The sequence below is a fragment of the Streptomyces sp. NPDC101152 genome (assembly GCF_044768275.1).
Taxonomy (GTDB): Bacteria; Actinomycetota; Actinomycetes; order Streptomycetales; family Streptomycetaceae; genus Streptomyces.
This window is the reverse complement of sequence record NZ_JBIWPO010000028.1, coordinates 46,561-68,141: the sequence shown is the minus strand read 5'-3', so window position 1 is coordinate 68,141 and position 21,581 is coordinate 46,561. Positions and strand designations below refer to the sequence as shown.

The window sequence follows — 21,581 nt, the reverse complement described above, 5'->3', positions numbered from 1 at the left end:
CGACGAGCCTGACCAGTGCCGCTTGACCTCAACTCTGCTTGAGGTCGAAGACTGCGCGGGAGTCCTTGAGGAACCTGACGACCGGGGGCATGTCATGCGAGCGGTACAGGCGAAGGAGTTCGGCGGACCGGAGGTCCTGGTGCCGGTGGACCTGCCGGACCCGTTGCCCGGACCGGGCGAGGTGCTGATCGACGTCGCGTACGCCGACACGCTCTTCGTGGAGACCCAGGTGCGGGCGGGGTGGGGTCGCGAGTACTTCGACGTGACACCGCCGTACGTCCCCGGGGGCGGGGTCTCGGGGACGGTCACGGAGACGGGCCCCGGCGTACCGCAGGAGTGGCTGGGGCGCCGGGTCGTGGCCCACGTCCACGGCAGCTACGCCTCCCGGGCCGTGGCACCGGTCTCCGGGCTCGCCGCCGTACCGGAGGGGCTGGAGCTGCGGACCGCGGCGGCACTGGTGCACGACGGAGTGACGGCGGCGGCGCTGCTCGAGCTCACAGGCGCGGCGGACGGGGAGCGGGTGCTGGTTCTCGGGGCGTCCGGGGGTATGGGGACGGTGCTGGTGCAGTGGGCGCGGGCTCGGGGCGCCCGGGTGGTCGGGGCGGCTCGGGGGGCGCGGAAACTGGCGCTGGTACGGGAGTTGGGGGCGCCGGCGACGGTGGACGTCTCCGACTCCGGGTGGGTGGACGCGGCGCGGGAGGCGCTGGGCGGGGCAGCCGACCTGGTGCTGGACGGGGTGGGCGGCGAACTGGGCACGTCGGCCTTCGCGTTGACGGCCGACGGCGGACGGTTCTCGGCGCACGGGGCGCCGGCGGGCGGCTTCGCCGGGATCGACGGGGAGGCGGCCCGGCGCCGGGGGATCAGGTTGTTCGGCATCGGCGACGTGCAGTTCGGCCCTGACGAACACGCGCGCCTGGCCTCGTACGCGTTGGCGCAGGCGGCGGCGGGGCGGGTGCGGCCGGTGGTGGGGGAGGTGGTGGAGCTGGAACGGGCGAGCGAGGCGCATGCCGCCATCGAGGACCGGCGGCTGGTGGGCAAGGTGGTGCTGCGGTGCTGAGGCGTCACACTGCCGTGGGGCGATGCAGGCCGTGGAGGGCACCGTCATCGGTTGGAAGCTGATCTCCACGGTCCGCTCGCGGAACGCCTCGGTCACGAAACTGCCCGGCTCCCGTGACTTCACCTGGGCGCGCGTCGGCAGCCTGAGGGATGCGGAGAGGTCCTTCACCGTGTCGTAGAGCGCGTAGCCGACCAGGCTGAGCAAGGCTCCGCCGAGGAAGGTCTTGCCTTCCAGCACCCATACCGTCGTCGGCCGGCCCACTCCTGCCACCGGACATCCGCAGCCCCCTCCCCCGTACGGGCGCCGGGCCGGGTCAGGTCTCCATGGGCTCCCCGACCATGGGCGCTCCCTTATGGTCGGGGCGGGGCAAGGCGAAGGCAAGATAGGGGTTGGTGGTCACCCTGTCCTTGAGGCCGAGGGCCGCGGTGGCCGACTTGAGGGTCATGGCGTACGTGTCCACGGCCCGCCGGACGTTCGGAGCTTCCAGGCTGTCGCCGGTGACGAGGCGGTCGAGATCCACGTACGCGGAACGGACGATCTCGATCCAGCGGTACACCCGCCAGTCGTCGCGCCAGCCCTTGGTGCAGTCCTCCGGCAACAACCGGGACCAGCGGGAGAACAGACGTTCCCGGATGTCCGGGAGCGTCGGTGTCAGGTGCAGGTGGCGGACCAGGTCGTAGAGCGGATCGCCCACTATCGCCATTTCCCAGTCGATCAGGGTCAGCCCCGTGCCGTCCTCACGGCGGATCAGGTTCCAGGGGTTGAGGTCACCGTGCAGCAGTACGGCCCGCCGGGGGGCGGGCAGATGCCGGTCGAGGATCTCCCCGAGTCTGTCGGCGTTCCCGGGCAGGCCCAGCTCCCGGGCAAGTCTCAACGTATCCCTGGGGAGTTCGGACACCATGCGCTGCAGTTCCGTGCGCAGCCCGTGGTAGAAGTCCTGGCCGAGGGTGTCCGGACCCAGCTCCTCGCAGTCGACCGAGGTCAGCGCGGACAGCTGGTCGACGAGGTCGTCCGCCTCATGCGGCCGCAGCCCGTCCACGGGATGGTTCGGGGTCCGGATCAAGCCGGGTGGGCCCTCGTAGGTGTGAATGGTGAACTGGTCCCGGTGGCTCGTCCCCAGAGCCAGGACACGGGGGGCGGCCACCGCCACACCGGACTTCTCGATCGCTCTCAGAACGGCGTGTTCGTTGAGGAACCGACGCTCACGCGGAAGGGCCGATCCCGTCTTCCGTCGCACCATGACGGCGAACGGAATGCCCCGCACCCACACCGCGGTGCTGAGGTGGGCGGTCCCCTTGAACACATGGTCGGCCGGGGCGGCACCCTCGTTGAACAGGGCCTCCCTGACCGCCCAGGAGGGGAATCTCGGATGCTCGGGGACCCGTGTGTCGCGGGTCAGAGGAAAGGACATCACGCCCCGGTCGCGGTTGTGCCGCTTGCCGTGGGCCATGTTCCACCGGAGCAGGATGCCCTCGATGGCCTTCTCGTCCGGCACGCTCTTGAGCCGAAGAGGTTCGGCCGCCGCCTCGAGCGCCCGGTGCACCGCGGACGTCGCGGCGTCCAGGTCCCGCTGGTCGAACTTGTCGCCGAGCGAGGTCACCGCGCGCATGACATCCGGATACACGGACTGCGCATGCTCGAAGTCCACATAGTGCTTGAGGTCCCGCCTGGCGCCGTTGACCGCCTTGCTGCGGTGCCGGCCCATGGCCTCGCACCAGGCGTCGATGACCTCGTCCCACTGGGTCGTGGGGTACTGCATGCGCACCAGATGGGTGGCGAGGTCGTGTACCGGGTCGCCGTAGGTGGCCAGTTCCCAGTCGACGCAGATCAGGGGCGGGGCCCCGTGGTAGGAGAAGATGACGTTGTCGCGGTGCAGATCGGTGTGGAGCAGGCTGAACGGACGGCTGATCAGCGCCGGGACCCGTTCGGCGAAGCCCACCATCGCGTCCGCGGGGATCCCCAGCGCGGCGAACAGACCACCGAAACTCGCACAGTTGGGCTGCCTGATCTGCTCCTCCGTCGCCTGTACGAGGGCTCGCAGGAAGGCCCGGCCGTCCCGGCTGCTGCGGGGCCAGGACTGCGGCAGCGGAGGCAGATCCTTTCTGCGTACCCTCGTCATGTCCGCGAGCAGATCGGCGAGGGCGGCGACGAGATCCGGTTCCACCTCCTTGCCGTTGCGGCAGATGGTCGACAACGGCACACCCTGCACATAGCTGAGGATGGTCACGTCCCCGCGCTTGGCCAGACAGTGCGGAACATGCGGGAGTACGCCGTGCAGGGCACCCAGGATCCCCGCCTCGTCCTGCCAGGTCCTGATGACGACCGGCAGGGCCCCACGGATCCGACGTCTTACGGTCACCCGGTCGTGGCCGGCCAGTTCCGGAAGGAACAGGGTGGCGTCCTTGGGCGGGCGCACCACATGGTTCAGATTGTGGTGGCCACGGCTGGCCTCGCCTTCGGCCCTGGCATGGGCCACCAGGCGATCGAACGCCCCGTCCCGCGCCGAGGCGGGGGTCCGGAGCATGGGTGGACCGCCCAAAGGTCACTCCTGAATGGATGTACGACGCCGACGATGTTCATACGACGCGTTGGGTGGGCACACTGTAGTGCCCCAGAGGCGCGCAGGTTGAACAACCGCCACAATCAGTCGCCGTACTTGGCCCCTCAGGGAGTATCGGAACGCCAGTAGGCGGCGGGCCAGGGCGAGTGCGGCAAGCAGCGCGACGAGCACGCACACGCCCCACCAGCCGACCTGGCTCCAGACGCGTGTCCCGAGCCAGGAACCTGCGCTGCCGCCCAGGTAGGCGCAGGTCATGTAGGCGGTGATGAGCCTGCTGCGGGCGTCGACGCGCAGGGCGTAGACGCGGACTTGATTGGCCACCATGCCGGACTGCATCGCGGTGTCGAGGAGCAGCGTGCCGACTCTCAGGGAGGCCAGACCCAGCGTGCCGCCCCGGGCACCAAGGGTGAGGATCGCGGCCGAGAGGAGGACGCCGAGCATGCAGACCGGGTTCACCGGATCAGGGACGTAGCGGTCCACCAGACGGCCCGCGAGCGGGGTGCAGACCATGCTCGCCGCGCCGACCAGGGCGACCGTTCCCACCGCCTGGGCACCCAGACCGTAGGCCGGTCCGGTGAGCAGGAGTGCGAGGCAGGTCCAGACCGCGGAGAACCCGGCGAAGACGGTTGCCTGGTAGAAGCACGAGCGGCGCAGGTCCGGCTCGTACGCAGCAGGCGCAGCGGCTCGGCCAGGAGCGCTGTGTACGGCTGGCGGGAGGACGGGGTGGTGGTCGGCACCGCGAACGCCAAGACGCTGACGAGGAGCAGGGCCAGGACCGCTGCGACCAGGTAGGGGGGCCCGCCAGCCCAGCAAGGCCTGGCGCAAGAACCGCCGCGCGTACGAGATCCGCGTCAGAACCTTTCGGCCAGCCGCTCCCAGAGCGAGTCGAACCAGGTCTGCATGCTCTCCAGGAACACGGACCCGGTGGAGTTGGGATCGCCCTCGTCGTTGACGTGTCGGGTCAGCGTCGAGCCGAGGCCCAGGACGTCCAGGGCCTCGACCTCGGTGCCGTCGTCGAGCAGGATCTTGCGCTCGATCACCTCGTACGGGCCGAACAGCGCCTCGGAACCGCGACGCAGGTACAGCTTGAAGGTGGGAACCAGCGGAACCTGCCGGATCTCCACGTCCACGGACGGCACCAGGCCCTCCGTCTCCAGGTCACGCAGCGCCGACCGCAACGAGGACGTATGGCGCCGGGTGATTCCGACGAGCCGCTCGTGTATCTGCCGCTCCAGCAGCGCCGCTTGTTCAGGGTCGTCCGCCCTGTCCGCGGACGGCTTCGCCCGCGGATAGGGCAGCACCATGGACTCGGACGGCTGCAGCAGCCGTACCTCGATCCGCTGCGGAGTGGCTATCTCGCCCGTACGGATCCGCTCGGCCTGCAGCCGGATGTGTGCGTCCAGGCTCTCCGACGTCAGCGTGAAGACGTCCAGTTGGACGACGGGCTGGGCGAAGGCGCGCGTGATGAAGGGGCCGAGCGCGGCGCGCAGCCGTGGGGCCTTCTGCGGTTCCTTGCCCGAGTGGATCGGGCTCTTCACGACCCGCGACCCGCTGCCTTGGCGGGACTCGATCCAGCGCTCGTTCTTCAGCTCCTGAAGCGCCCGCTGCACGGTGTCGCGCGAGACGTCGAACTCCTCCGCCAGCTCACGCTGCGTCGGCAGCACGCTGCCCACCGCGTAGGTGCCGTCGGCGATGCGGGCGCGGAGTTCCTCCAGAAGGGAGTTGGCCCCCTTCACGCCGCCGCCGTCACCGCGTCCTGAGCTCACACCGCGACCGTACCTCTTCGCCCGGGCGAGCAAACCACTTGCAGTCACATTGGCGGTCGGGGTGACTGTTTTCGACATTCAAACTTGTCGGCCGGTTAAGGGATCACGCGGGCAGGGCACATCCAATTCGAGTCAACCAGTCCAATTGGACCAGTTGTTGATCGGTTGTCAGCGACTTGAGGGGTGGGGTCCCATGGTCTTCTTCCAGTTGGTGGGGGCGGTCGTCGCACTCGGCGCCCAGCACCTGTTCCAGTCCCGCTACGGGACCCTCGGGTTCCTGTGCCTGTTCCTGCTCGGTGCGGGGTTCCGGGCCCGCAACACCGCCTGCCTGTCCGCCGGTGCCGTGATCTTCGTGCTGCTGATGACTCAGGCCTGACCGCGCAGGATGCGCAGGACGGGTTCCAGGGAGTCGACCACGGTGCGGGCGCCCGCGTTGCGCAGCAGCTTCTCCTTGGTCTCGGTGCGCGCGTAGCCCAGGAAGGGCACTCCCGCCCGCTCGGCGGCGTGCAGGTCGGTGGGGGCGTCACCGATCATCAGGGCGGCGGCCGGCGCGGCGCCCAGGGCGTTCAGGGCACGGTTGAGGGTGTGCGGGTCGGGCTTCAGGAGATCGAGGTCGTCGGTGCGGCCGTAGACGTGCGGGGTGAAGCAGTCGGCCAGTTCGCGCTGTGAGAGGTAACCCTCCACCGTGCGCGGCGAGTTGTTGGTGGCCACGGCGAGCCTTCGGCCCAGGGCGCTCCAGGTGCGTATCAACGGGTCGGCGTAGGCCGTCGGCATGGCGGAGGTGATGGCCTTGAGCTCCTGCTGGGTGAGCCACTCCTCCAGTTCGGCCACCAGGTCGCTGCGGGGATGCCGTCGGTTGACGGCGTACAGCACGACCATCGGGTCCGGGTGGACGCGTTCCTCCTCGGTCAGCAGGCCGCGCAGTCCCTGCCGCTCCAGCCAGTCGACCAGTTCCTTCGCCACCCGCTCCGCCGTGTGCCCCGCGAACAGCCGGCAGATGGGGCCGTCGAAGTCGAAGAGGACGAAGTGAGCGTTGGTGATCAGTCCCCGCAGGTTCTCTGTCTCTGCTGTCACCGGATCAGTCTGCGCCGTATCAGAAGTCACTAGGAGAGTGTCAGGTCCGACGTGATGGTTTCCCAGAGGGCGTCGAACCACTTCTGTGACTCGTCGACGAACGCCCCGTCACGCTGACCGGCCTGCTTGACGAAGGAGAACAGGACGGACTTGGAGCCGAGCGCGTCGTACATCTCCAGCGTCTGGCTCTGCCACTCCTCCTCGCGCCGGGTCGGGATGTAGTACCCGATCAGGGCTTCCGCGCCGTTGAGCAGGTACAGCTTCACCGGCGGGGTGAAGGGCAGGGCGCGGAAGGTGACGTGCACGTCGATGCCGTGGGTGGCGCGTATGGCGTGCAGGTTGTGCTGGAGCACCCGTGCCTGTGCGTCGCGCATCGACAGCCAGCGCTGGTGGACGGTGTCGTCGTCGCTGGGGCCCTCGATCAGGACGGGGAAGGCGAGGTTGATGTCGCGGCTGGGCAGCAGGACGCGGAACGTGATCGACTCGGGGCGTATGCGGCCCTCGTGTATCTGGCGCAGCGGCTCGCTCAGGGCCAGCATCAGGGTCTCGGACGTGTGGCAGACGACGTCCACGCACACCTCCCGCGCCGAGAACGCCTCGGTCAACCGGGGCGCCAGCCCCACCACCGTCGGCTGCGGCGCCCCCTTGGCGGGCGGCGGCTCGGCGATCCTCGGCGGGCTGCCCTTGCTGACGTTGCTCAGCAGGCCGCCGTCCTGGAGGACGCGCAGGGCCTGTCGGACCGCCCCCCGTTCCACGCCGAACTCGTCGGCCAGTTCGGCCTGCGTGGGCAGGCGGTCGCCCGCCTTCAGGTCGCCGGTGCGGATGCGTTCCCGGAGGTTGTCGGCGATGTCCTGGGGGGAGAGCTTTCTGCTGCCGTTCACTGCCACGTTCTCCTGGGTCACGACCAAACGCTACAACTCCGATCCATCTATCGGGAGTTGTTTGGAACTTGTTTATGAGTAGGGACCAAGTGGGGATAACTTAGTCAAAGTTGGTTGCCAACTTAGTGGAGTTGGCGGAAGTTTTGCTTCTAGTTCTGCTCCCTGCCCCGCCCGTCCCGCCTCCGCACCCCCCACCGCACCGTCCCGCCCGCGAAGCCTGAAGGGGGAACCGCCATGCCCGTCCTCGCCCTCCTCTCCGCCGTCTTCGTCGTCGGCGTCGAACAGACCGTCCAGTGGAAGTACGGCGTCACCGGCATCATCGGCCTGACGCTGCTGACCATCGGCATCAAGGCGAAGAACCCGACGGTCAGCTCCGTCGGCGCCGTCGTCCTCGCCCTGCTGGTCACCGGGCCCACCCTGTGAGCGGCGACTGTCCGGGTCACCGGCCGTGGGAGACGGTCAGGTCGTGAGCGACAGCTCCGAACTGATCGTCTCCCACAGTGCGTTGAACCACAGGTGCGACTGCTCCACGAAGGTGGTGTCCCGGAGGCCGGCGCCCTGCTCGAAGGCGAACAGCATGGACTGGGTGCCCTCGGCGTCGTACATCTCCAGGGGCTCGTGGTCGACCTCCTCCTCGCGGCGCGTCAGCGTGTAGTACGCGAAGAGGGCCTCCATGCCGTTGAGCAGGTACAGCTTCACCGGCGGGGTGAACGGCAGCGCCCGGAAGGTGACGCGCACGTCGATGCCGTGCGTGCCGCGCAGGGCGAGCAGGTTGTGCCTGAGCACCTGCACCTGGGCGTTGCGATGAGCGAGCCAACGGCGTTGCAGCCGGCCGTCCTGCCCCGCGTCCACCGGCGTCGGGAAGGCCAGGTCGATGTCGCTGCTCGGCAGCAGGACGCGGACGTCCACCTTGGCCGGTTTCAGCTGTCCGGCGTGGATCTGCCGCAGCGGTTCGCCGATGGCGAGGGTGAGGGAGACCGAGGTCAGGCAGAGGGCGTCTATCTCGACGTGGGGTTCGGCGAAGGCGGCCGCGATCCGGGGCGCCAGGGCCACCATGGTGGGCAGGGGCGGCGCCTCGGGGCCGGTCAGGCCGCCGCTCGGCCCCAGGTCGGGGGCGACGGTCGCGGGCGCGCCCTTGGACACGTTGGTCAGCAGGTGCTCCGACTGCAGGATCCGCAGCGCCTGGCGTACGGCACCGCGCTCGACGCCGAACTCGTCGGCCAGCCTGGCCTGGGTGGGCATGCGCTGACCCGGGCGGAGCTCGCCCGACCTGATCCGGGCACGCAGCTCGTCGGCCACCTCTCTGTGGGACTTCTGTGGCCGCTGTGACCTCTTCCGCCCATTGACGGAGGCGTGTTTCGGGTCCACGACCAAACCCTACAACTTCCCGCCATCTTTCGGCAGTTCCAGAGAAGGTGGTTATAAGACGCTTCCAAGCGGAGATAACTACAGTCAAGTTGGTAACCAACTCTGGAGGGTTGGCCAGCAGGGTCCGCCTCCCGTCCCGAAGGAGGGACCGCCATGCCACTCGTCGCCCTCGCTGTCGCCGCCCTCGCTTTCGGATTCGAGCAACTCGTCCAGTGGAAGTACGGGCCGATGGGCATCATCGCCTTCCTCGCGCTGTCCATCGGGCTCAAGGCCAGGAACACCGCCATCAGCGGCCTGGGCGCGGTCATCCTCGTGATGCTGCTCGCCCAGACGGGCTGACGCCCAGTCGGCCGAACCCGGTTCGGCCGGCCGGGCTCCCTTCCGGAGGGGAGCCGGGAGCCCGGTCGGCCCGCACCAGGCGCACCGTCACAACTGAACACCGACAACTCAACAGCTCATCAGCACAGTCACAACCGAAGAGAGCAGATCCATCAGCACAGCCACAACCGAAGAGCACGGCTACGGATAGATCGATCAGCAACCGCCGTCCACGACAGGGAGGTTCAGAACATGTCCGGGCACCAAGGCCGCCTGGACGTACGCAGCAGGGCGTCGGCCACCTGGGCGGCGCCCGCTCGTTCTTCCCGGACGCGGCCCAGCGCCGCCAGCCGCACGGCGGACTCGTCGCTCAGCCACAGCGCCGCCAACTCGGCCACGTCAAGGGAGAGGTCCGCGCTCTCGGTGGTCCGCGCGCAGAACGCGCCCTGCGGCGACGCCTCCAGCCGGTAGCGGCCCTGCGCGTACCCGGCGCGGTCGACGACCTCCAGCACCAGCGAGCCCGTGCCCTCGTACGTCCGCGCCTCCAGCGCCCGTACGACGTCCAGGATCCGCACCCACAGCCAGTCCGCCTGGGTGCTGACGCGGGCAGCCCTGGGATCGGGGAGCAGGAGCGGGAGCAGGTCGTCGGGGGCCCGCTCGCCGGTCTTCACCCGGGTCACCCAGTCGATCGAGCACAGGTGGTACCACAGCGCCCGCTCGGCGGCCGGCGTCGTCGCGATCATGCCCCGCACGGTCGCCGTGTCCAGCGGCTGCTTGGCCTCGCCCCAGTTGTCGTCCACCTCGTAGGCGAGCAGCCCCTCAAGGGTGCCGTCCGCCGCCCGGTACGCGGCGAAGAACGGCTCGGTCCACTTCGGGTCGAATCGCAAGGCACCGGTGTTGATCTGCCAGAACCAGTCGCTGCGGCTCACCGCGCCGGGGGTGGCGCGGCGGAACCGGTCGTGGAGCTCGGGGCCGTACTTGCGCACCTCCTCGGCGTCCACGAGGTCGACGCGGGCGCCGTCGGCCGGGCCGGACCAGCGGGCGTCTAGGCCCGTGCGGGGGACGTCCACGATCCACTCGGTGGCCGAGGTGGCCGGACCGAAGCCGTAGCGGCCGTAGATGCGGTACTCGGCGGCGATGAGCGTCGCCACGACGTCGCCGCGCTCCTTCGCGGCCGCGAGGTCCTGGCTCATCATGCGGGTGAGCAGGCCGCGGCGGCGGTGGGTGGCGGTCACGGTGACGGCGGAGACCGCGTTCGCCTGGACCGGGGCGCCGCCCACGGCGGTGACCTCCTGGTCGAAGGAGAAGAAGGTCGCGACACAGCGGCCCGCGTCGAAGGCGCCGAGATAGCGGCCCGGCACGAACATGGTGCGGCGGGCCTCGAGTTCGGCCTCCGTGGGAGTCGGCTCCCGCAGGAAACCGGTCTTCACCGCGCGTATCCAGTCGGGGAACTCGGCCTCGGTGATCGGGCGGACGTCGATGTCGGCGGGTCGGCTCATGGGATCACGGTAGGGGGAGGCGGTCGCGGTGTCGCGGGGATTTCCGGGCGCCGACGGCTCCTCCACAGCCTGTGGAGGAGTCCCGAACGGCACCGGCGGCGCGGTCACACGAGCAGATCGTCGACCTGCGCCTCCCCCTCGCGGTACCGGCGCGCGATCTCCGCGCTGCACTCGTCCGTCGTGCGCTGCAGCCGCTGGCGGCGCCGGGAGACCTGCTGCTCGTACCGCACCAGCCGGCCCATCGCGGTGGTCAGCTCCAGGTCCGTCCGCGCGGCCAGGTCGGAGAGTTCGACCTCGGCGAGCATGTCGGCCGCCAGCCGCCGGTACTCCTCGTTGTGCGGGGTGCCCAGCGTGACGTGGCGGGCCGAGGAGCGGTGCCGGGCGGGGCCGTCCGTCAGGATCTCCGGGAGCCGGTCGACCACGGACGCCGCGCCCGCCGGTGACCTCCGCGCCAGCTCCGCGCGCAGGATGTCGATCCGGCCCTGCAGCAGCCGCCGGACATAGCTGAGGTCCGCCTCGTCGCGCTGGGCGTCCCGGCGCAGGGTGCGCAACTCGGGCAGGCTCAGCACGGCCAGGTCGGGCTCGGCCGGCCCGACCGGCAGCCACGGGCCGTCCGGGACCGGCGGGCCGGCCGGGCTGTCGGTGCGCTGTGTCGGCGGCCGTGGTGCGGCCACCCGTTCTTCCGTGCACGAGACGGGCGGCTGCCCGGTGCTCGGTGTGCTCATGTGCCTCAACCGTCCCCTCGACCGGTGTGTGGAAGCATCGTGCCACCCCAAGTGGCCGCTATGTGACCGAGTGCCCCCGATCGGCCCCAGATGGGGGGTTAAGGAACAAAAACAAACCCGCGCACGGCCCCCCGCGGACCGCCCGGCATGATGGTCGTATGCGAGCAGTGGTGCAGCGGGTGGACGGCGCGAGCGTCGTCGTGGACGGCGAGACGGTCGGCGAGATCATCGGCGAGGGACTGTGCGTCCTGGTCGGGGTCACGCACGAGGACACCAAGGAGAAGGCGGCCCAACTCGCCCGCAAGCTCTGGTCGCTGCGCGTGCTGCAGGACGAGAAGTCGTGCAGCGACGTCGACGCCCCGCTCCTGGTGGTCAGCCAGTTCACCCTCTACGGTGACGCCCGCAAGGGCCGCCGCCCCACCTGGAACGCCGCCGCCCCCGGCGACGTCGCCGAGCCCCTCGTCGACGAGGTGGTCGCCCAACTGCGCGCGCTCGGCGCGACCGTGGAGACGGGCCGCTTCGGTGCCCGTATGCGCGTGTCCCTGACGAACGACGGCCCGTTCACGGTGCTGCTGGAGATCTGAGGAAGAGTTAAGGGATCATCCCTGGCGGGCAGAACCAACCTACGAGTTCCAGTCCAATTGGACGGACCGGCTGACGAACACCTCTTTCTCCCTGTCAACCCAGGTGAGACGGGCACACAGGTTCACGGAGAGACCCCGGCCGACTCATCTGCCGCCCGGGTCGTCGGCCGTGCATTCCGTACGCCGTGCACAGGATGGTCGGCCACTGCATTGTGCTGACCCAATCCCCTTGCGTTCAGGGCGTGTTGGACTACCCGCCTCCGGGGCATCTCTCGCAGCACGGAACACGCGGTCGGCACCGCGACCTCCGTTGTCCTGCCTCTCACCTGGGCTGACGAGATCGATGGAACGAAGGAGGAAGCGGCATGGAACACCAACCGCCCACTGGACAGGATCCCGGCGTGCCGTCCACACCACGGCAGTCGGGCGACGGCGTCGGTGTCGCCCGGTTGCCGACAGTCAACGCGGTCGCCGCGGTGATCATCGCCGTCGCGGCGCTCGTCGGCGGCATCGCCGTGCTGCTGGTGACGCCGGGCATTTTCGAAGCGCTCGGCAGCGCCGTGACGATCACCGGATCGGGCTTCACCCTCGCGGCAAAGGTCGCGGTGCCACGCTGACGCCCGGCTCGCCTACGGCTCGACGACGACCTCCTGCGCCGCCGCCGTGTCCCCCGCCATCAGGCGGGCGTCCAGCGGGACGTTCCGCTTCACCAGGGCCAGGGCGACGGGGCCGAGTTCGTGGTGGCGTACGGAGGTCGTGATGAAGCCGATCTTGCGGCCGTCGGGGTCCTCGTCGGCGAGGCGGATCTCGGTGCCCGGGGTGGGCAGGTGGACCTCGCTGCCGTCCAGGTGCAGGAAGACCAGGCGGCGCGGGGGCTTGCCCAGGTTCTGCACGCGGGCCACCGTCTCCTGGCCCCGGTAGCAGCCCTTCTGCAGGTGGACCGCGGTGCCGATCCAGCCCAGCTCGTGGGGGATGGTGCGGTGGTCGGTCTCGAAGCCGAGGCGCGGGCGATGCTGTTCGACGCGCAGCGCCTCGTGGGCGAGGATCCCGACCGGCGGTCCGGCCTTCCCTGCGTACGACTCCAGGTCCGCGCGCGGCAGGAACAGGTCACGGCCGTACGGCGTCTCGCGCACGACGACCCCGTCCGGGACCTCCGCGATCGAACCGGCCGGCAGGTGCACGACCGCGAACTCGGCCGTGCGGTCGGCGACTTCGACCTGGTAGAAGAACTTCATCGACTCCAGGTAGGCGATCAGCTCGTCCTGGGTGCCGGGCTCCACATGGGCCCAGACCGTGGAGCCGTCGTCCACCAGGTACAGGGCGTGCTCGATGTGGCCGTGGGCGGAGAGGATCAGGGCTTCCGTGGCCTGGCCGGTCGCGAGGTCGCTCACATGCTGGGTGAGGAGCAGGTGCAGCCAGCTCAGCCGGTCCTCGCCGGAGACGGTGACGACGCCGCGGTGCGAGAGGTCGACGAAGCCGGTGCCGTCGGCGAGGGCGCGCTGTTCGCGGAACAGGTCGCCGTAGTGGGCGGCTACGCCTTCGTCCACGCCCTCGGCGGGGACGGCGCCGGGCAGGGACAGCAGGGGGCTCTTCATGGGACAAGCCTACGACTCGGTAGTTGAACCCTTCAGCGAACAGTCCCGGCAGCGGCCGAAGATCGCGAAGTGCTTCATGTCCGTCTCGAAGCCGAACTCCCGCCGCAGCTTCGCGGTGAACTCGGCCGCCACGGAGACATCCGCCTCGATCACGTTCTGGCAGTCCCGGCAGACCAGGTGGATGTGGTGATGGCGGTCGGCGAGGTGATAGGTGGGCGCCCCGTGCCCGAGGTGGGCGTGGCTGACCAGCCCCAGCTCCTCCAGCAGCTCCAGGGTCCGGTAGACCGTCGAGATGTTGACCCCCGACGCCGTCTTCTTCACTTCCGTGAGGATGTCGTCGGGGGTCGCGTGCTCAAGGGTGTCCACGGCCTCGAGGACAAGCTGACGCTGCGGCGTCAGCCGGTAGCCGCGCTGCCTGAGGTCGCTCTTCCAGTCGATGCTCACCACACCGCCGAGTCTAGGGCCCTACTTGAAGAAGGCGATCCCGTCGTCCGGCAGGTCGTCCGGGAGGGCCTTGGCCCAGCGTTCGACGTCCTCGGGCGTGACGACCTTCTTCAGGTGGGCGGACATGTACGGGCGCAGCTCGACCTCGGGGGTCTGCTTCTCCCCGACCCACATCAGGTCGCTCTTGACGTAGCCGTACAGGCGCTTGCCGCCGGTGTAGGGGCGGGAGACGGCCGTGCGGGCGACGGCGTCCGTCACCAGGTCGATCTGCGGCTTCTTGTCCGCCAGCTCGCCGTACCAGATCTCGATGACACCGTCGTCGCGGGTCATCGTCACCTCGACCTTGCGGTCGGCGTCGACGCGCCAGAAGCCGGACTCCGACTCCAGCGGGCGGACCTTGTTCCCGTCGTTGTCCAGGACCCAGGTGTGGGACCGGTACTCCAGGAAGTCGCGGCCGTCGTGGGTGAAGCTGACCTCCTGCCCGAAGTTGCACTTCTCGTCGCCGGGGAAGTCGTGGACGCCCGCGCCCGCCCAGTCGCCGAGCAGGAAGGCGAGGGGGACGAGGTCCTTGTGGAGGTCGGACGGGATCTCGATCATGAGGTGGGGTTCCTAGACGGGGGTCAGCGCTGGCCCTGGTACAGCTTCTTCACGGTCAGGTAGGCGAAGCCCAGGACGCCGACGCAGACGAGGACGAGCAGGGCTTCGAAGAATGCCTCAAGCACGGGGTGCTCCTTGCTGAGCGGGGTGAGCGGTACACAGAGCCAGGCCCCAGCTTAGTCGGCCGGGGCCCGGTGCTCCGCGTGAGGTACACCCCTCACCGGCTCAGCCCAGCAGCTGGCTCTGCAGCAGCACCGTCTGCTGGAACGGTACGGCCCTCGCCGCCCCCTTCCGGGACTGCACGATCAGCGCGAGGACGTCGCCGGCAGCGAGATAGGCCTGGCGGACCTGCTCGGCGCCGTACGGCTTCTTCTCCACGTAGGCGGTGCGGTTGACGTTCTGGACCAGTGCCTCGGGCGCGAAGCCGTCGTCGGACACGGAGGCGTCGGAGGCGTCGGTGCCGACCAGCCGGTAGGTGGGGGCGCCGTAGGGGGCGAGCCCCTTGTCGAACAGGGCGTCGATGACCGCCGCCGTCCCGAACTGCAGCAGGTACACGCGCGTGTGCGTGCCATCCCGTGTGGTCCAGCCGCGCGCCGTGACGTGCCGCAGGCCGCTGTCGACGAGCTTCTGCCGCAGTTCGGCACGCTCGGCGCCGTCCGCGTACTCGGCGAGGAAGCGGTCGGTCGGCAGCCAGCCGTCCCGCCCGCGCAGGCTCTTGTCCTCGGTGGCCGACTTCGGCGCCGGCAGGACGAGCGCCCGCAGGTCGGCGTAGTGGGCGCCCGCCTTGTTCCTGTCGGCGAAGGGACCGGGGCTCCCGGCCGGCAGCGGCGCCGCGGAGAGCGCCGGGTAGTCCCAGCGCCCGTCCGACGCGGTCGCGAGCCCCGGGACGTCGGTCCGCCGCAGCTGAGAGATCCCGTACGCCGTTCCCGTCCCGACGACCGCGAACGCGGCCACGGCGGCGGTCCAGCGCAGCACGGCCCGCAGGACCCGGCGGTCCTTGGGGACGACCGGGGCTTCGGGTACGACGGGTACGACGGGCGACGCGTCCGGCAGGGGCGGGGCCTCCGGAGAGGTCGGCGTCTCTATGTGCTGCTGCTCGGTCATACCGCCTCCCCGGGCTCGGCGATGCGGTCGAGCTGTTCCTTCAGCAGCATCGCGATCGCTGTCTTCTGCAACGGCTTGGCGCTGCCGGCCGTGACGGTCACCAGGACGTTCCCCTGGTAGGCGGAGCAGAACATCGCGTCGAGCTTCTCCTGCTGGTCGGCGGGCGGCAGGAAGCAGCGGGCGTTGGGATGGCCCTCGATGCGGGGGCCGTCGCGGAAGACGCCGAGGGTGTCGAGGAAGGCCTGCTGGGACCGCGGGATGTTGCGCAGGGCCACCGCGTTGTCCATCTGGGCCAGCTCGATGGTCACCACGTTGGCCTTGTTCGTGTAGACGGAGGCGTTCTCCTCGGTGCTGACGTAGCTGCGCATCGCCATGCCCTGGATGCGCTGCTTGTCGATCTGCTTCTCCAGCAGCCCGCGCTGGGTGCGGGGCAGCCCGCGGAGCTCCTGCTTGCGCAGGGCCGTGGCCGCGGGGCCGTCGAGGTGGGCGTCGGAGCCGTACACGCCGATGTCCGGACCGCGGCTCCAGCCGTCGGCGCCGTACGGCACGAGCATCCCGCTCAGGCCCGTGGCGGGCGCCGTCTTCGCCTTCTGGGCGCTGTCCTTCGGGAACTTCCACACCGGGGCGCCGGCGTCGCGGTCGGCGCCGTTCACCGTGACGACCGTGTAGCCGACCCCGGCCAGGACGGCGACGGCGAGCAGGGCGCAGGCGACGACGGCGCCGACCCGACCCCGGCGGCGGGGCTCGCCGCCCGGCACCTCGTCGGCCGTGGGCTCGTCGACCGCAGGCTCGTCCGCCGGCGGGCTCTGGTTCTCACTCACAACCGCTCCATCTGCCGCTCGGCCAGATCCATGATCTTCGCCTTGGGGACGGGCTTGGTGTCCGTCACGAAGACCTCCAGGGCGAGGTCGCCGCGCCACGCGAACGCCTCCGAGATGTACTGAGGCTGGTATCCGGCCTGAGTACGGGGCTGGGAGTGGACGTACACCATGCCGTCGCCGGTGCCGGGCAGGTGCCAGCTGCGGGTGCCGGGCCTGGCGTCGGCCGCGTACTGCTCGCCGTCGTTGGCGTCGGAGGCCTCCAGGGACTCCGTCTGCCGGTACTGGACCAGCCGGATCTCCACGTCGTACGTCTCCCCGGACTCCCAGCCGGTGACGGCGGCGCGGCGGAACTCCTTGCCCACCAGGTTGCTGAAGGCAACGGCCGGGCGGGTGTACATCTCGGCGTACTGCGCGAGGTCCAGCCAGCCGTCCTCGGTGGTGATCCAGCGGGCGTCCTTCGCTCCGGCCGGCTTCTTCAGCAGCAGCTCGCGCAGGTCGCCGTCGGTCTTCACCTGCCGGTCCTCGGCGGCCGACAGCGGCTCGGGCGCCTTGCCCGTCGGGCGCGCGAGCGTCGGCTGGGACAGGGAAGGCAGCTTCGTCGGCGCGCGGTGCGCCTGCACGAGGTAGCCGGCGCAGGTCCCGGCCACGACCCCGAGCACGGCGGCGCCGGCGATCAACGAGGCGGTACGGCCACCGCGACGGGGCCGGGGCACTTCGGGTACTTCCAAGACGTCCCCCCACAAAACGAAACACGCATTCCGTATGCGCGCTTCACGGGAGACCCATGGCCAACGGTCCAAGTTGTAGGGGCGTTGATTACGATTCGGCCATGGCGAAGAAGCTCGTGATCAAGGTGACGGCGGGGGCCGACGCACCCGAGCGGTGCTCACAGGCGTTCACGGTGGCGGCCGTTGCCGTGGCCAGCGGCGTCGACGTCTCGCTCTGGCTGACCGGCGAATCCGCGTGGTTCGCCCTGCCGGGGCGGGCCGCCGGGTTCGAGCTGCCGCACGCGGCCCCGCTGCCCGACCTGCTCGACTCGGTCCTGGCCGCCGGCCGCGTCACCCTGTGCACCCAGTGCGCGGCCCGCCGGGACATCACCGAGAAGGATGTCATCGAGGGCGTACGGATCGCGGGCGCCCAGGTCTTCGTCCAGGAGGCACTGGCGGACGACACCCAGGCACTCGTCTACTGAGGCGTCCGAGACACGCTCGTCGTCCTGCGGGCTGCCACTCGGCCCGCACCACGAACCCGAGCAACCGCTACCGCGGGCGTTTCTTGCCGTCCAGTTCGTCCCACCACTCGTCGGACTTGGGGTCGCCCGAGGGGTCGTCCCACCAGCGGTCGTCGGGGCCTCGGCGGTTGGCGACCATGGCGGCGACCGGCGGGATGACCATCGCCACGACGCACATGGCGACGGCGGCCGGGATCGACCACATGCGTACGACCCCCCAGGCCAGGACGAACAGCGTGACGCAGGTGCCCATCATGGCGAAGTACGTGCGACGGCGGCGTGCCAGCATGCTTCCAGGGTAGGTCGGCGTGCGCGGGTCCGGGCATGCCCAAGGGCCGCACTCCCGGTGTTCAAGCAGGGAGTGCGGCCCTTGGTGTGCGTCAGACGGCGATGGCGACCTCGGCGAGGCCGCCCTGCTGGGCGACGACCGTGCGGTCGGCGGTGGCGCCGGGGACCAGGGCACGGACGGTCCAGGTGCCCTCGGCCGCGTAGAAGCGGAACTGGCCCGTCGCGGAGGTCGGGACCTCCGCGGTGAACTCGCCGGTCGAGTCCAGCAGGCGGACGTAGCCGACCACGGGCTCGCCGTCCTTCGTCACCTGGCCCTGGATCGTGGTCTCACCGGGCTTGATCGTCGAGGGGTCCGGGCCGCCGGCCTTCGCTCCACACATGTCTTTCTCCATCAGGGGTCTGACCGGAAGGAAGGCCGGTCGGTCGGATTCTGGTCCTGCGGGGGGGGGTGGTTACTTGCTCGCGCCGAGCTCGATCGGGACGCCGACGAGGCTGCCGTACTCGGTCCAGGAGCCGTCGTAGTTCTTGACGTTCTCCACGCCGAGCAGCTCGTGCAGGACGAACCAGGTCAGCGCGGAGCGCTCACCGATGCGGCAGTAGGCGATGGTGTCCTTGGCGAGGTCCACGTTCTCCTCGGCGTAGAGCTCCTTGAGCTCCTCGTCCGACTTGAAGGTGCCGTCGTCGTTGGCGTTCTTCGACCACGGGATGTTCTTCGCGGACGGCACGTGACCCGGGCGCTGCGACTGCTCCTGCGGCAGGTGGGCCGGGGCGAGCAGCTTGCCGGAGAACTCGTCGGGCGAGCGCACGTCGACGAGGTTGTGTGAGCCGATCGCGGCGACGACGTCGTCACGGAAGGCACGGATGGCGGTGTTCTGGGGCTTGGCCTGGTAGGTGGTCTCGGCGCGCTCCGGGACCTCCTCGACCAGCTCGCGGGCGTCCAGCTCCCACTTCTTGCGGCCACCGTCGAGCAGCTTGACGTTCTCGTGGCCGTAGAGCTTGAAGTACCAGTAGGCGTAGGACGCGAACCAGTTGTTGTTGCCGCCGTACAGGATCACCAGCGTGTCGTTGGCGATGCCCTTCGCCGACAGGAGCTTCTCGAAGCCCTCCTGGTCGATGAAGTCGCGGCGGACCGGGTCCTGCAGGTCCTTGGTCCAGTCGATGCGGATCGCGTTCCTGATGTGGTTCTTCTCGTAGGCGGACGTGTCCTCGTCCACCTCCACGATCGCGATCTCGGGGTTGTCCAGGTTCTCCTGGACCCAGTCGGCGTCGACCAGGACGTCGCTGCGGCTCATGCTCTCTCTCCTCCGGGGCAGTTACGGCGGGGCATACGAGTGTGCGGGGTGCTCGCGCCCGTACGGGGGCGGCGCACCGGTGCCCTGAGCAGGGCGGGGGGATGCGGAGGTCTGCGCCTTCCGCTCAGAAGGGGCGACAGAGCATGGCGGCGACGCGGCACAGGTCTACTGCCCGCCGCTTCGTTAGGTCCGCCTGTCGCCTCATGAGCTCGATCGTAGGGAGGGACAGGCGGGCGTGTCACCGGTGTGTCGTATCGTGAGATGCGATCGTCCGGGATGTGGGATCCGATCACGCTCCGGGCCACCCCGACACGCCTCGCGGCCGGATGTATCGGTCACCGCCGCTACCGTACGGACGCCCGCGTCTCGCCTGTCGGACACTCCACGTCCACCGCCGCCGGTGCCGTCCTACCCCGCGAGCCGTACGTTCGAACCCGTCACCGTGATCTCCACACCGTTCTTCGCAGCCTGCACGCTCTGCAGCTTCACGCCGCCCGGCAGCCGGTCGATGGTCTGCTGGAAGTCTGTGATCGTGCGGATCCGGGACTCGGCGAGGTCGACGACCAGCTTGGGCAGGTTGTCCGCGTGCACCTTCACCGTGTTGCCGGCGACGGTGACCGTGCTGAGCACGGGGTACGTCTGCGAGGCACCGGCGACCGAGACCTTCACGTCGACCTTGATCTTGCCGTTGCCGCCGTCGGAGAGGCCGACGACCTGGGCGTTGACGCCCGGGAAGATCTGCGTCGGCTGGGACTTGGCGGCCTTCAGCAGCTCGTCGTAGGCGATGGTCGCCGTGCCGGTCGCGCTGTCCGCGGTGGCGGAGCTGTAGTCGCCGTTGAAGCTGACGCCCTTCATGTCGGCCTTGAGGTCGGAGATCCGGATGCTCCGTGGCGCGCTGCTGCCGGCGGACTGGCCCGTGTTGGCCTCGTAGTCCTTGATGCCGATCTGCACGTCGTCCAGCTTGCCGGAGGCGACCTGGGTGAGGAACGGGAAGCCCTTGATGGAGACGTCCGGCGTGGAGGCGAGGTTCTCGGTGGTCCGCACCTTGTCGGCCGCCTTGTTCTCGGCGAAGTGGACGGCGACCCGGTCCGCGACCACGAACAGGCCGCCCAGGATCACGACGACGATCAGAAGTATTCGCAGGGCGCGCATGCGGTCTTCCCCCACCCAGCCGACGGACGACGGTCACGACGACCGAGTGGCCGTCCGTTCGCGAGCGTAACCCCGTGGTGCGCCCGGGCCGCCGGATTGTCGATCACCTGTGACAGGAGCCGCCCCGCCGGCGCTACCCGAGCGCCCGCCCCAGCACGTACACCGCCGGTGCCGCCGCCGTCAGCGGCAGGGCGACGCCAGCCGTGAAGTGGACGAAGCGGGAGGGGTAGTCGTAGCCGGCGACGCGGTGGCCGATCAGGGCGCACACGCCGGCGCCGGTGCCGAGCAGGGCGCCCGGGGTGCCGAAGCCCGTCATCCCGCCGACCGCGATGCCCGCGCCCGCCGCGGCGAGCAGCGACACGACCACGGACGCCGGGGTGGGCAGCGGGAGGGCGCGGGCCAGGACGGCCACCGCGACTGCCGCCGCACCCACCGACACCGCGTCCGTGTCCGCGGCGAGGTGGCCCGCCGCGATGATCGAGAGGGCCGCCGAGGCGACCGTCGCCATCAGGCCGTACATCCGCTCGTCCGGGTCGGCGTGCGAGCGCAGCTGGAGGACCAGGGAGAGCAGGACCCAGACGCCGAGGGTGCCGAGGATGGCCGCCGGGGCGTGCTCGCGGCCCGCCGTCAGGAGCGCCGCGTCCGCGACCAGGGCGCCGAGGAAGGCGAGGGCGATGCCCTGGCGGGCCGGCCACATGCCGTTCAGCCGGAACCAGCCCGCCGCGGTGACGGCCTGCAGCGCGACGAGCGGGACGAGCAGGGCGTACGTGCCGAGCGCGGCCGTGCCGGACAGCAGGAGGCCGAGCAGCGCGGTGAGCACGGCCGGCTGCATGCCGGGTTCGATGATCGGGGAACGGCCCTCCAGGCGGGCCCGCTGGGCGTCCGTGACGCGGGCGTTGCCGGCCAGGGTGGCGGGCCCGTAGCCGGCGTCCGCCTCGGGTGCCGGCGCGGGCGCGGGGGCCTGCTGCTGCCACTGCGGAGGCTGCGGCTGCGGCGGGTACTCGGCCTGCGGCTGGTACGGCGCCTGCTGCTGCCACTGCGGGGCCTGCTGGGGCGGGTAGGTCTGCGTCTCCCAGGTCTGCCCCTGCCACTGCTGGGTGTACTGCTGCTGGGCGGCGTACGGGTCCTCGTACTCCTGGTAGCCCTGGTACGGCTGCTGCTGCCCCGCCCACTCCTGCTGCTGCGGCTGTCGCTGCTGGTACGGGTCGTACGGCTGGTCGGTCAT

At 70.2% G+C, this 21,581-nt stretch carries 27 protein-coding genes and 1 pseudogene; 8 read left to right on the top strand and 20 right to left on the bottom strand.

The window, feature by feature from the left end; all coding sequences use genetic code 11:
• Window positions 1–94 precede the first annotated feature (94 nt).
• Both ACIRVK_RS29815 and ACIRVK_RS29810 read left to right on the top strand, forming a co-directional pair.
• A complete protein-coding gene (locus ACIRVK_RS29815) occupies window positions 95–1,057 on the top strand; it encodes a zinc-binding dehydrogenase (RefSeq protein WP_404252428.1) in 963 nt (320 codons plus the stop codon).
• 22 nt (window positions 1,058–1,079) lie between these two features.
• Window positions 1,080–1,235, top strand: coding sequence for a hypothetical protein (locus ACIRVK_RS29810; RefSeq protein ID WP_404252426.1), 156 nt, complete (start codon window positions 1,080–1,082; stop codon window positions 1,233–1,235).
• 135 nt (window positions 1,236–1,370) lie between these two features.
• Here ACIRVK_RS29810 and ACIRVK_RS29805 read toward each other — a convergent pair whose 3' ends face one another.
• The 3 genes and pseudogenes from ACIRVK_RS29805 to ACIRVK_RS29795 all read right to left on the bottom strand — a co-directional run bounded on the left by ACIRVK_RS29805 (window position 1,371) and on the right by ACIRVK_RS29795 (window position 5,383).
• A complete protein-coding gene (locus ACIRVK_RS29805; protein WP_404252424.1) occupies window positions 1,371–3,581 on the bottom strand; it encodes a phosphotransferase in 2,211 nt (736 codons plus the stop codon).
• Window positions 3,582–3,599: 18 nt separating this feature from the next.
• Window positions 3,600–4,427: pseudogene (locus ACIRVK_RS29800) on the bottom strand (MFS transporter); the annotation flags it as partial.
• 41 nt (window positions 4,428–4,468) lie between these two features.
• On the bottom strand, window positions 4,469–5,383 hold the full coding sequence (locus ACIRVK_RS29795) for a GntR family transcriptional regulator (RefSeq protein ID WP_404252422.1): 915 nt from the start codon (window positions 5,381–5,383) through the stop codon (window positions 4,469–4,471).
• Window positions 5,384–5,576: 193 nt separating this feature from the next.
• Between ACIRVK_RS29795 and ACIRVK_RS29790 the strand changes: the two genes are divergently transcribed.
• On the top strand, window positions 5,577–5,759 hold the full coding sequence (locus tag ACIRVK_RS29790) for a hypothetical protein (protein WP_404252420.1): 183 nt from the start codon (window positions 5,577–5,579) through the stop codon (window positions 5,757–5,759).
• Here ACIRVK_RS29790 and ACIRVK_RS29785 read toward each other — a convergent pair.
• Both ACIRVK_RS29785 and ACIRVK_RS29780 read right to left on the bottom strand, forming a co-directional pair.
• On the bottom strand, window positions 5,750–6,487 hold the full coding sequence (locus ACIRVK_RS29785; RefSeq protein WP_404252418.1) for an HAD family hydrolase: 738 nt from the start codon (window positions 6,485–6,487) through the stop codon (window positions 5,750–5,752). The genes ACIRVK_RS29790 and ACIRVK_RS29785 overlap by 10 nt on opposite strands.
• Window positions 6,487–7,365 carry a FadR/GntR family transcriptional regulator gene (locus ACIRVK_RS29780; protein WP_404252416.1) on the bottom strand — a complete coding sequence of 293 codons (879 nt, stop codon included), beginning with the start codon at window positions 7,363–7,365 and terminating at the stop codon, window positions 6,487–6,489. Before ACIRVK_RS29780 ends, ACIRVK_RS29785 begins: the two co-directional genes overlap by 1 nt.
• 207 nt (window positions 7,366–7,572) lie before the next feature.
• Between ACIRVK_RS29780 and ACIRVK_RS29775 the strand changes: the two genes are divergently transcribed.
• Entirely contained in the window at window positions 7,573–7,761 is a 189-nt protein-coding gene (locus ACIRVK_RS29775; RefSeq protein WP_404252414.1) for a hypothetical protein, read from the top strand.
• Between the two features lie 36 nt (window positions 7,762–7,797).
• Here ACIRVK_RS29775 and ACIRVK_RS29770 read toward each other — a convergent pair whose 3' ends face one another.
• Window positions 7,798–8,712 carry a GntR family transcriptional regulator gene (locus ACIRVK_RS29770; protein ID WP_404252412.1) on the bottom strand — a complete coding sequence of 305 codons (915 nt, stop codon included), beginning with the start codon at window positions 8,710–8,712 and terminating at the stop codon, window positions 7,798–7,800.
• 147 nt (window positions 8,713–8,859) lie between these two features.
• Between ACIRVK_RS29770 and ACIRVK_RS29765 the strand changes: the two genes are divergently transcribed.
• Entirely contained in the window at window positions 8,860–9,045 is a 186-nt protein-coding gene (locus ACIRVK_RS29765; protein WP_404252410.1) for a hypothetical protein, read from the top strand.
• A gap of 224 nt (window positions 9,046–9,269) precedes the next feature.
• Here the strand turns inward: ACIRVK_RS29765 and ACIRVK_RS29760 are convergent, their stop codons facing one another.
• Entirely contained in the window at window positions 9,270–10,523 is a 1,254-nt protein-coding gene (locus tag ACIRVK_RS29760; protein ID WP_404252408.1) for a GNAT family N-acetyltransferase, read from the bottom strand.
• A gap of 104 nt (window positions 10,524–10,627) precedes the next feature.
• Window positions 10,628–11,248, bottom strand: coding sequence for an aerial mycelium formation protein (locus ACIRVK_RS29755; protein ID WP_404252406.1), 621 nt, complete (start codon window positions 11,246–11,248; stop codon window positions 10,628–10,630).
• A 158-nt stretch (window positions 11,249–11,406) separates the two neighbouring features.
• On the opposite strand from ACIRVK_RS29755, the gene dtd reads away from it, so the two are divergent.
• Entirely contained in the window at window positions 11,407–11,832 is a 426-nt protein-coding gene (gene dtd, locus ACIRVK_RS29750; protein WP_404252404.1) for a D-aminoacyl-tRNA deacylase, read from the top strand.
• A gap of 365 nt (window positions 11,833–12,197) precedes the next feature.
• Window positions 12,198–12,449, top strand: coding sequence for a hypothetical protein (locus ACIRVK_RS29745; protein ID WP_404252402.1), 252 nt, complete (start codon window positions 12,198–12,200; stop codon window positions 12,447–12,449).
• A 12-nt stretch (window positions 12,450–12,461) separates the two neighbouring features.
• Here ACIRVK_RS29745 and ACIRVK_RS29740 read toward each other — a convergent pair whose 3' ends face one another.
• The 6 genes from ACIRVK_RS29740 to ACIRVK_RS29715 all read right to left on the bottom strand — a co-directional run bounded on the left by ACIRVK_RS29740 (window position 12,462) and on the right by ACIRVK_RS29715 (window position 17,121).
• Complete coding sequence (locus ACIRVK_RS29740) at window positions 12,462–13,427, bottom strand: YgfZ/GcvT domain-containing protein (protein ID WP_404252400.1); 966 nt, start codon at window positions 13,425–13,427, stop codon at window positions 12,462–12,464.
• A 9-nt stretch (window positions 13,428–13,436) separates the two neighbouring features.
• Entirely contained in the window at window positions 13,437–13,874 is a 438-nt protein-coding gene (locus ACIRVK_RS29735) for a Fur family transcriptional regulator (RefSeq protein ID WP_404252398.1), read from the bottom strand.
• A gap of 18 nt (window positions 13,875–13,892) precedes the next feature.
• Window positions 13,893–14,468: an FABP family protein gene (locus ACIRVK_RS29730; protein WP_404252396.1), complete on the bottom strand. Its 576-nt coding sequence runs from the start codon at window positions 14,466–14,468 to the stop codon at window positions 13,893–13,895.
• Between the two features lie 225 nt (window positions 14,469–14,693).
• On the bottom strand, window positions 14,694–15,572 hold the full coding sequence (locus ACIRVK_RS29725; protein WP_404252394.1) for a hypothetical protein: 879 nt from the start codon (window positions 15,570–15,572) through the stop codon (window positions 14,694–14,696).
• Window positions 15,569–16,393, bottom strand: a complete 825-nt coding sequence (locus ACIRVK_RS29720) for a hypothetical protein (RefSeq protein WP_404252392.1) — start codon at window positions 16,391–16,393, stop codon at window positions 15,569–15,571. The genes ACIRVK_RS29725 and ACIRVK_RS29720 overlap by 4 nt, the downstream gene beginning before the upstream one ends.
• Window positions 16,390–17,121 (bottom strand): hypothetical protein, encoded by a 732-nt coding sequence (locus tag ACIRVK_RS29715; protein ID WP_404252390.1) that lies wholly within the window; start codon window positions 17,119–17,121, stop codon window positions 16,390–16,392. Before ACIRVK_RS29715 ends, ACIRVK_RS29720 begins: the two co-directional genes overlap by 4 nt.
• A gap of 101 nt (window positions 17,122–17,222) precedes the next feature.
• Between ACIRVK_RS29715 and ACIRVK_RS29710 the strand changes: the two genes are divergently transcribed.
• Window positions 17,223–17,585 (top strand): DsrE family protein, encoded by a 363-nt coding sequence (locus ACIRVK_RS29710; protein ID WP_404252388.1) that lies wholly within the window; start codon window positions 17,223–17,225, stop codon window positions 17,583–17,585.
• A gap of 67 nt (window positions 17,586–17,652) precedes the next feature.
• Here ACIRVK_RS29710 and ACIRVK_RS29705 read toward each other — a convergent pair whose 3' ends face one another.
• The 6 genes from ACIRVK_RS29705 to ACIRVK_RS29680 all read right to left on the bottom strand — a co-directional run bounded on the left by ACIRVK_RS29705 (window position 17,653) and on the right by ACIRVK_RS29680 (window position 21,581).
• A complete protein-coding gene (locus ACIRVK_RS29705; RefSeq protein ID WP_404252386.1) occupies window positions 17,653–17,913 on the bottom strand; it encodes a DUF3099 domain-containing protein in 261 nt (86 codons plus the stop codon).
• Window positions 17,914–18,004: 91 nt separating this feature from the next.
• Window positions 18,005–18,292: a DUF1416 domain-containing protein gene (locus ACIRVK_RS29700; RefSeq protein ID WP_093501297.1), complete on the bottom strand. Its 288-nt coding sequence runs from the start codon at window positions 18,290–18,292 to the stop codon at window positions 18,005–18,007.
• A 72-nt stretch (window positions 18,293–18,364) separates the two neighbouring features.
• Complete coding sequence (locus ACIRVK_RS29695; RefSeq protein ID WP_404252384.1) at window positions 18,365–19,204, bottom strand: sulfurtransferase; 840 nt, start codon at window positions 19,202–19,204, stop codon at window positions 18,365–18,367.
• 124 nt (window positions 19,205–19,328) lie between these two features.
• Window positions 19,329–19,409 carry an Ms5788A family Cys-rich leader peptide gene (locus tag ACIRVK_RS29690; protein WP_351055874.1) on the bottom strand — a complete coding sequence of 27 codons (81 nt, stop codon included), beginning with the start codon at window positions 19,407–19,409 and terminating at the stop codon, window positions 19,329–19,331.
• 203 nt (window positions 19,410–19,612) lie between these two features.
• Window positions 19,613–20,356 (bottom strand): DUF2993 domain-containing protein, encoded by a 744-nt coding sequence (locus tag ACIRVK_RS29685; RefSeq protein ID WP_404252382.1) that lies wholly within the window; start codon window positions 20,354–20,356, stop codon window positions 19,613–19,615.
• 133 nt (window positions 20,357–20,489) lie between these two features.
• Window positions 20,490–21,581, bottom strand: coding sequence for a hypothetical protein (locus tag ACIRVK_RS29680; RefSeq protein WP_404252380.1), 1,092 nt, complete (start codon window positions 21,579–21,581; stop codon window positions 20,490–20,492).

Bases quoted from the DNA above. Each gene is read 5' to 3' on its own strand.
- ACIRVK_RS29725 (WP_404252394.1), bottom strand. From the start codon at position 15,572: ATGACCGAGCAGCAGCACATAGAGACGCCGACCTCTCCGGAGGCCCCG.
- ACIRVK_RS29765 (WP_404252410.1), top strand. From the start codon at position 8,860: ATGCCACTCGTCGCCCTCGCTGTCGCCGCCCTCGCTTTCGGATTCGAG.
- ACIRVK_RS29695 (WP_404252384.1), bottom strand. From the start codon at position 19,204: ATGAGCCGCAGCGACGTCCTGGTCGACGCCGACTGGGTCCAGGAGAAC.
- ACIRVK_RS29700 (WP_093501297.1), bottom strand. From the start codon at position 18,292: ATGTGTGGAGCGAAGGCCGGCGGCCCGGACCCCTCGACGATCAAGCCC.
- ACIRVK_RS29755 (WP_404252406.1), bottom strand. From the start codon at position 11,248: ATGAGCACACCGAGCACCGGGCAGCCGCCCGTCTCGTGCACGGAAGAA.
- ACIRVK_RS29685 (WP_404252382.1), bottom strand. From the start codon at position 20,356: ATGCGCGCCCTGCGAATACTTCTGATCGTCGTCGTGATCCTGGGCGGC.
- ACIRVK_RS29805 (WP_404252424.1), bottom strand. From the start codon at position 3,581: ATGCTCCGGACCCCCGCCTCGGCGCGGGACGGGGCGTTCGATCGCCTG.
- ACIRVK_RS29745 (WP_404252402.1), top strand. From the start codon at position 12,198: ATGGAACACCAACCGCCCACTGGACAGGATCCCGGCGTGCCGTCCACA.
- ACIRVK_RS29775 (WP_404252414.1), top strand. From the start codon at position 7,573: ATGCCCGTCCTCGCCCTCCTCTCCGCCGTCTTCGTCGTCGGCGTCGAA.
- ACIRVK_RS29740 (WP_404252400.1), bottom strand. From the start codon at position 13,427: ATGAAGAGCCCCCTGCTGTCCCTGCCCGGCGCCGTCCCCGCCGAGGGC.
- ACIRVK_RS29710 (WP_404252388.1), top strand. From the start codon at position 17,223: ATGGCGAAGAAGCTCGTGATCAAGGTGACGGCGGGGGCCGACGCACCC.
- ACIRVK_RS29730 (WP_404252396.1), bottom strand. From the start codon at position 14,468: ATGATCGAGATCCCGTCCGACCTCCACAAGGACCTCGTCCCCCTCGCC.
- ACIRVK_RS29815 (WP_404252428.1), top strand. From the start codon at position 95: ATGCGAGCGGTACAGGCGAAGGAGTTCGGCGGACCGGAGGTCCTGGTG.
- ACIRVK_RS29810 (WP_404252426.1), top strand. From the start codon at position 1,080: ATGCAGGCCGTGGAGGGCACCGTCATCGGTTGGAAGCTGATCTCCACG.
- ACIRVK_RS29760 (WP_404252408.1), bottom strand. From the start codon at position 10,523: ATGAGCCGACCCGCCGACATCGACGTCCGCCCGATCACCGAGGCCGAG.
- ACIRVK_RS29690 (WP_351055874.1), bottom strand. From the start codon at position 19,409: ATGAGGCGACAGGCGGACCTAACGAAGCGGCGGGCAGTAGACCTGTGC.
- ACIRVK_RS29790 (WP_404252420.1), top strand. From the start codon at position 5,577: ATGGTCTTCTTCCAGTTGGTGGGGGCGGTCGTCGCACTCGGCGCCCAG.
- dtd (WP_404252404.1), top strand. From the start codon at position 11,407: ATGCGAGCAGTGGTGCAGCGGGTGGACGGCGCGAGCGTCGTCGTGGAC.
- ACIRVK_RS29705 (WP_404252386.1), bottom strand. From the start codon at position 17,913: ATGCTGGCACGCCGCCGTCGCACGTACTTCGCCATGATGGGCACCTGC.
- ACIRVK_RS29680 (WP_404252380.1), bottom strand. From the start codon at position 21,581: ATGACCGACCAGCCGTACGACCCGTACCAGCAGCGACAGCCGCAGCAG.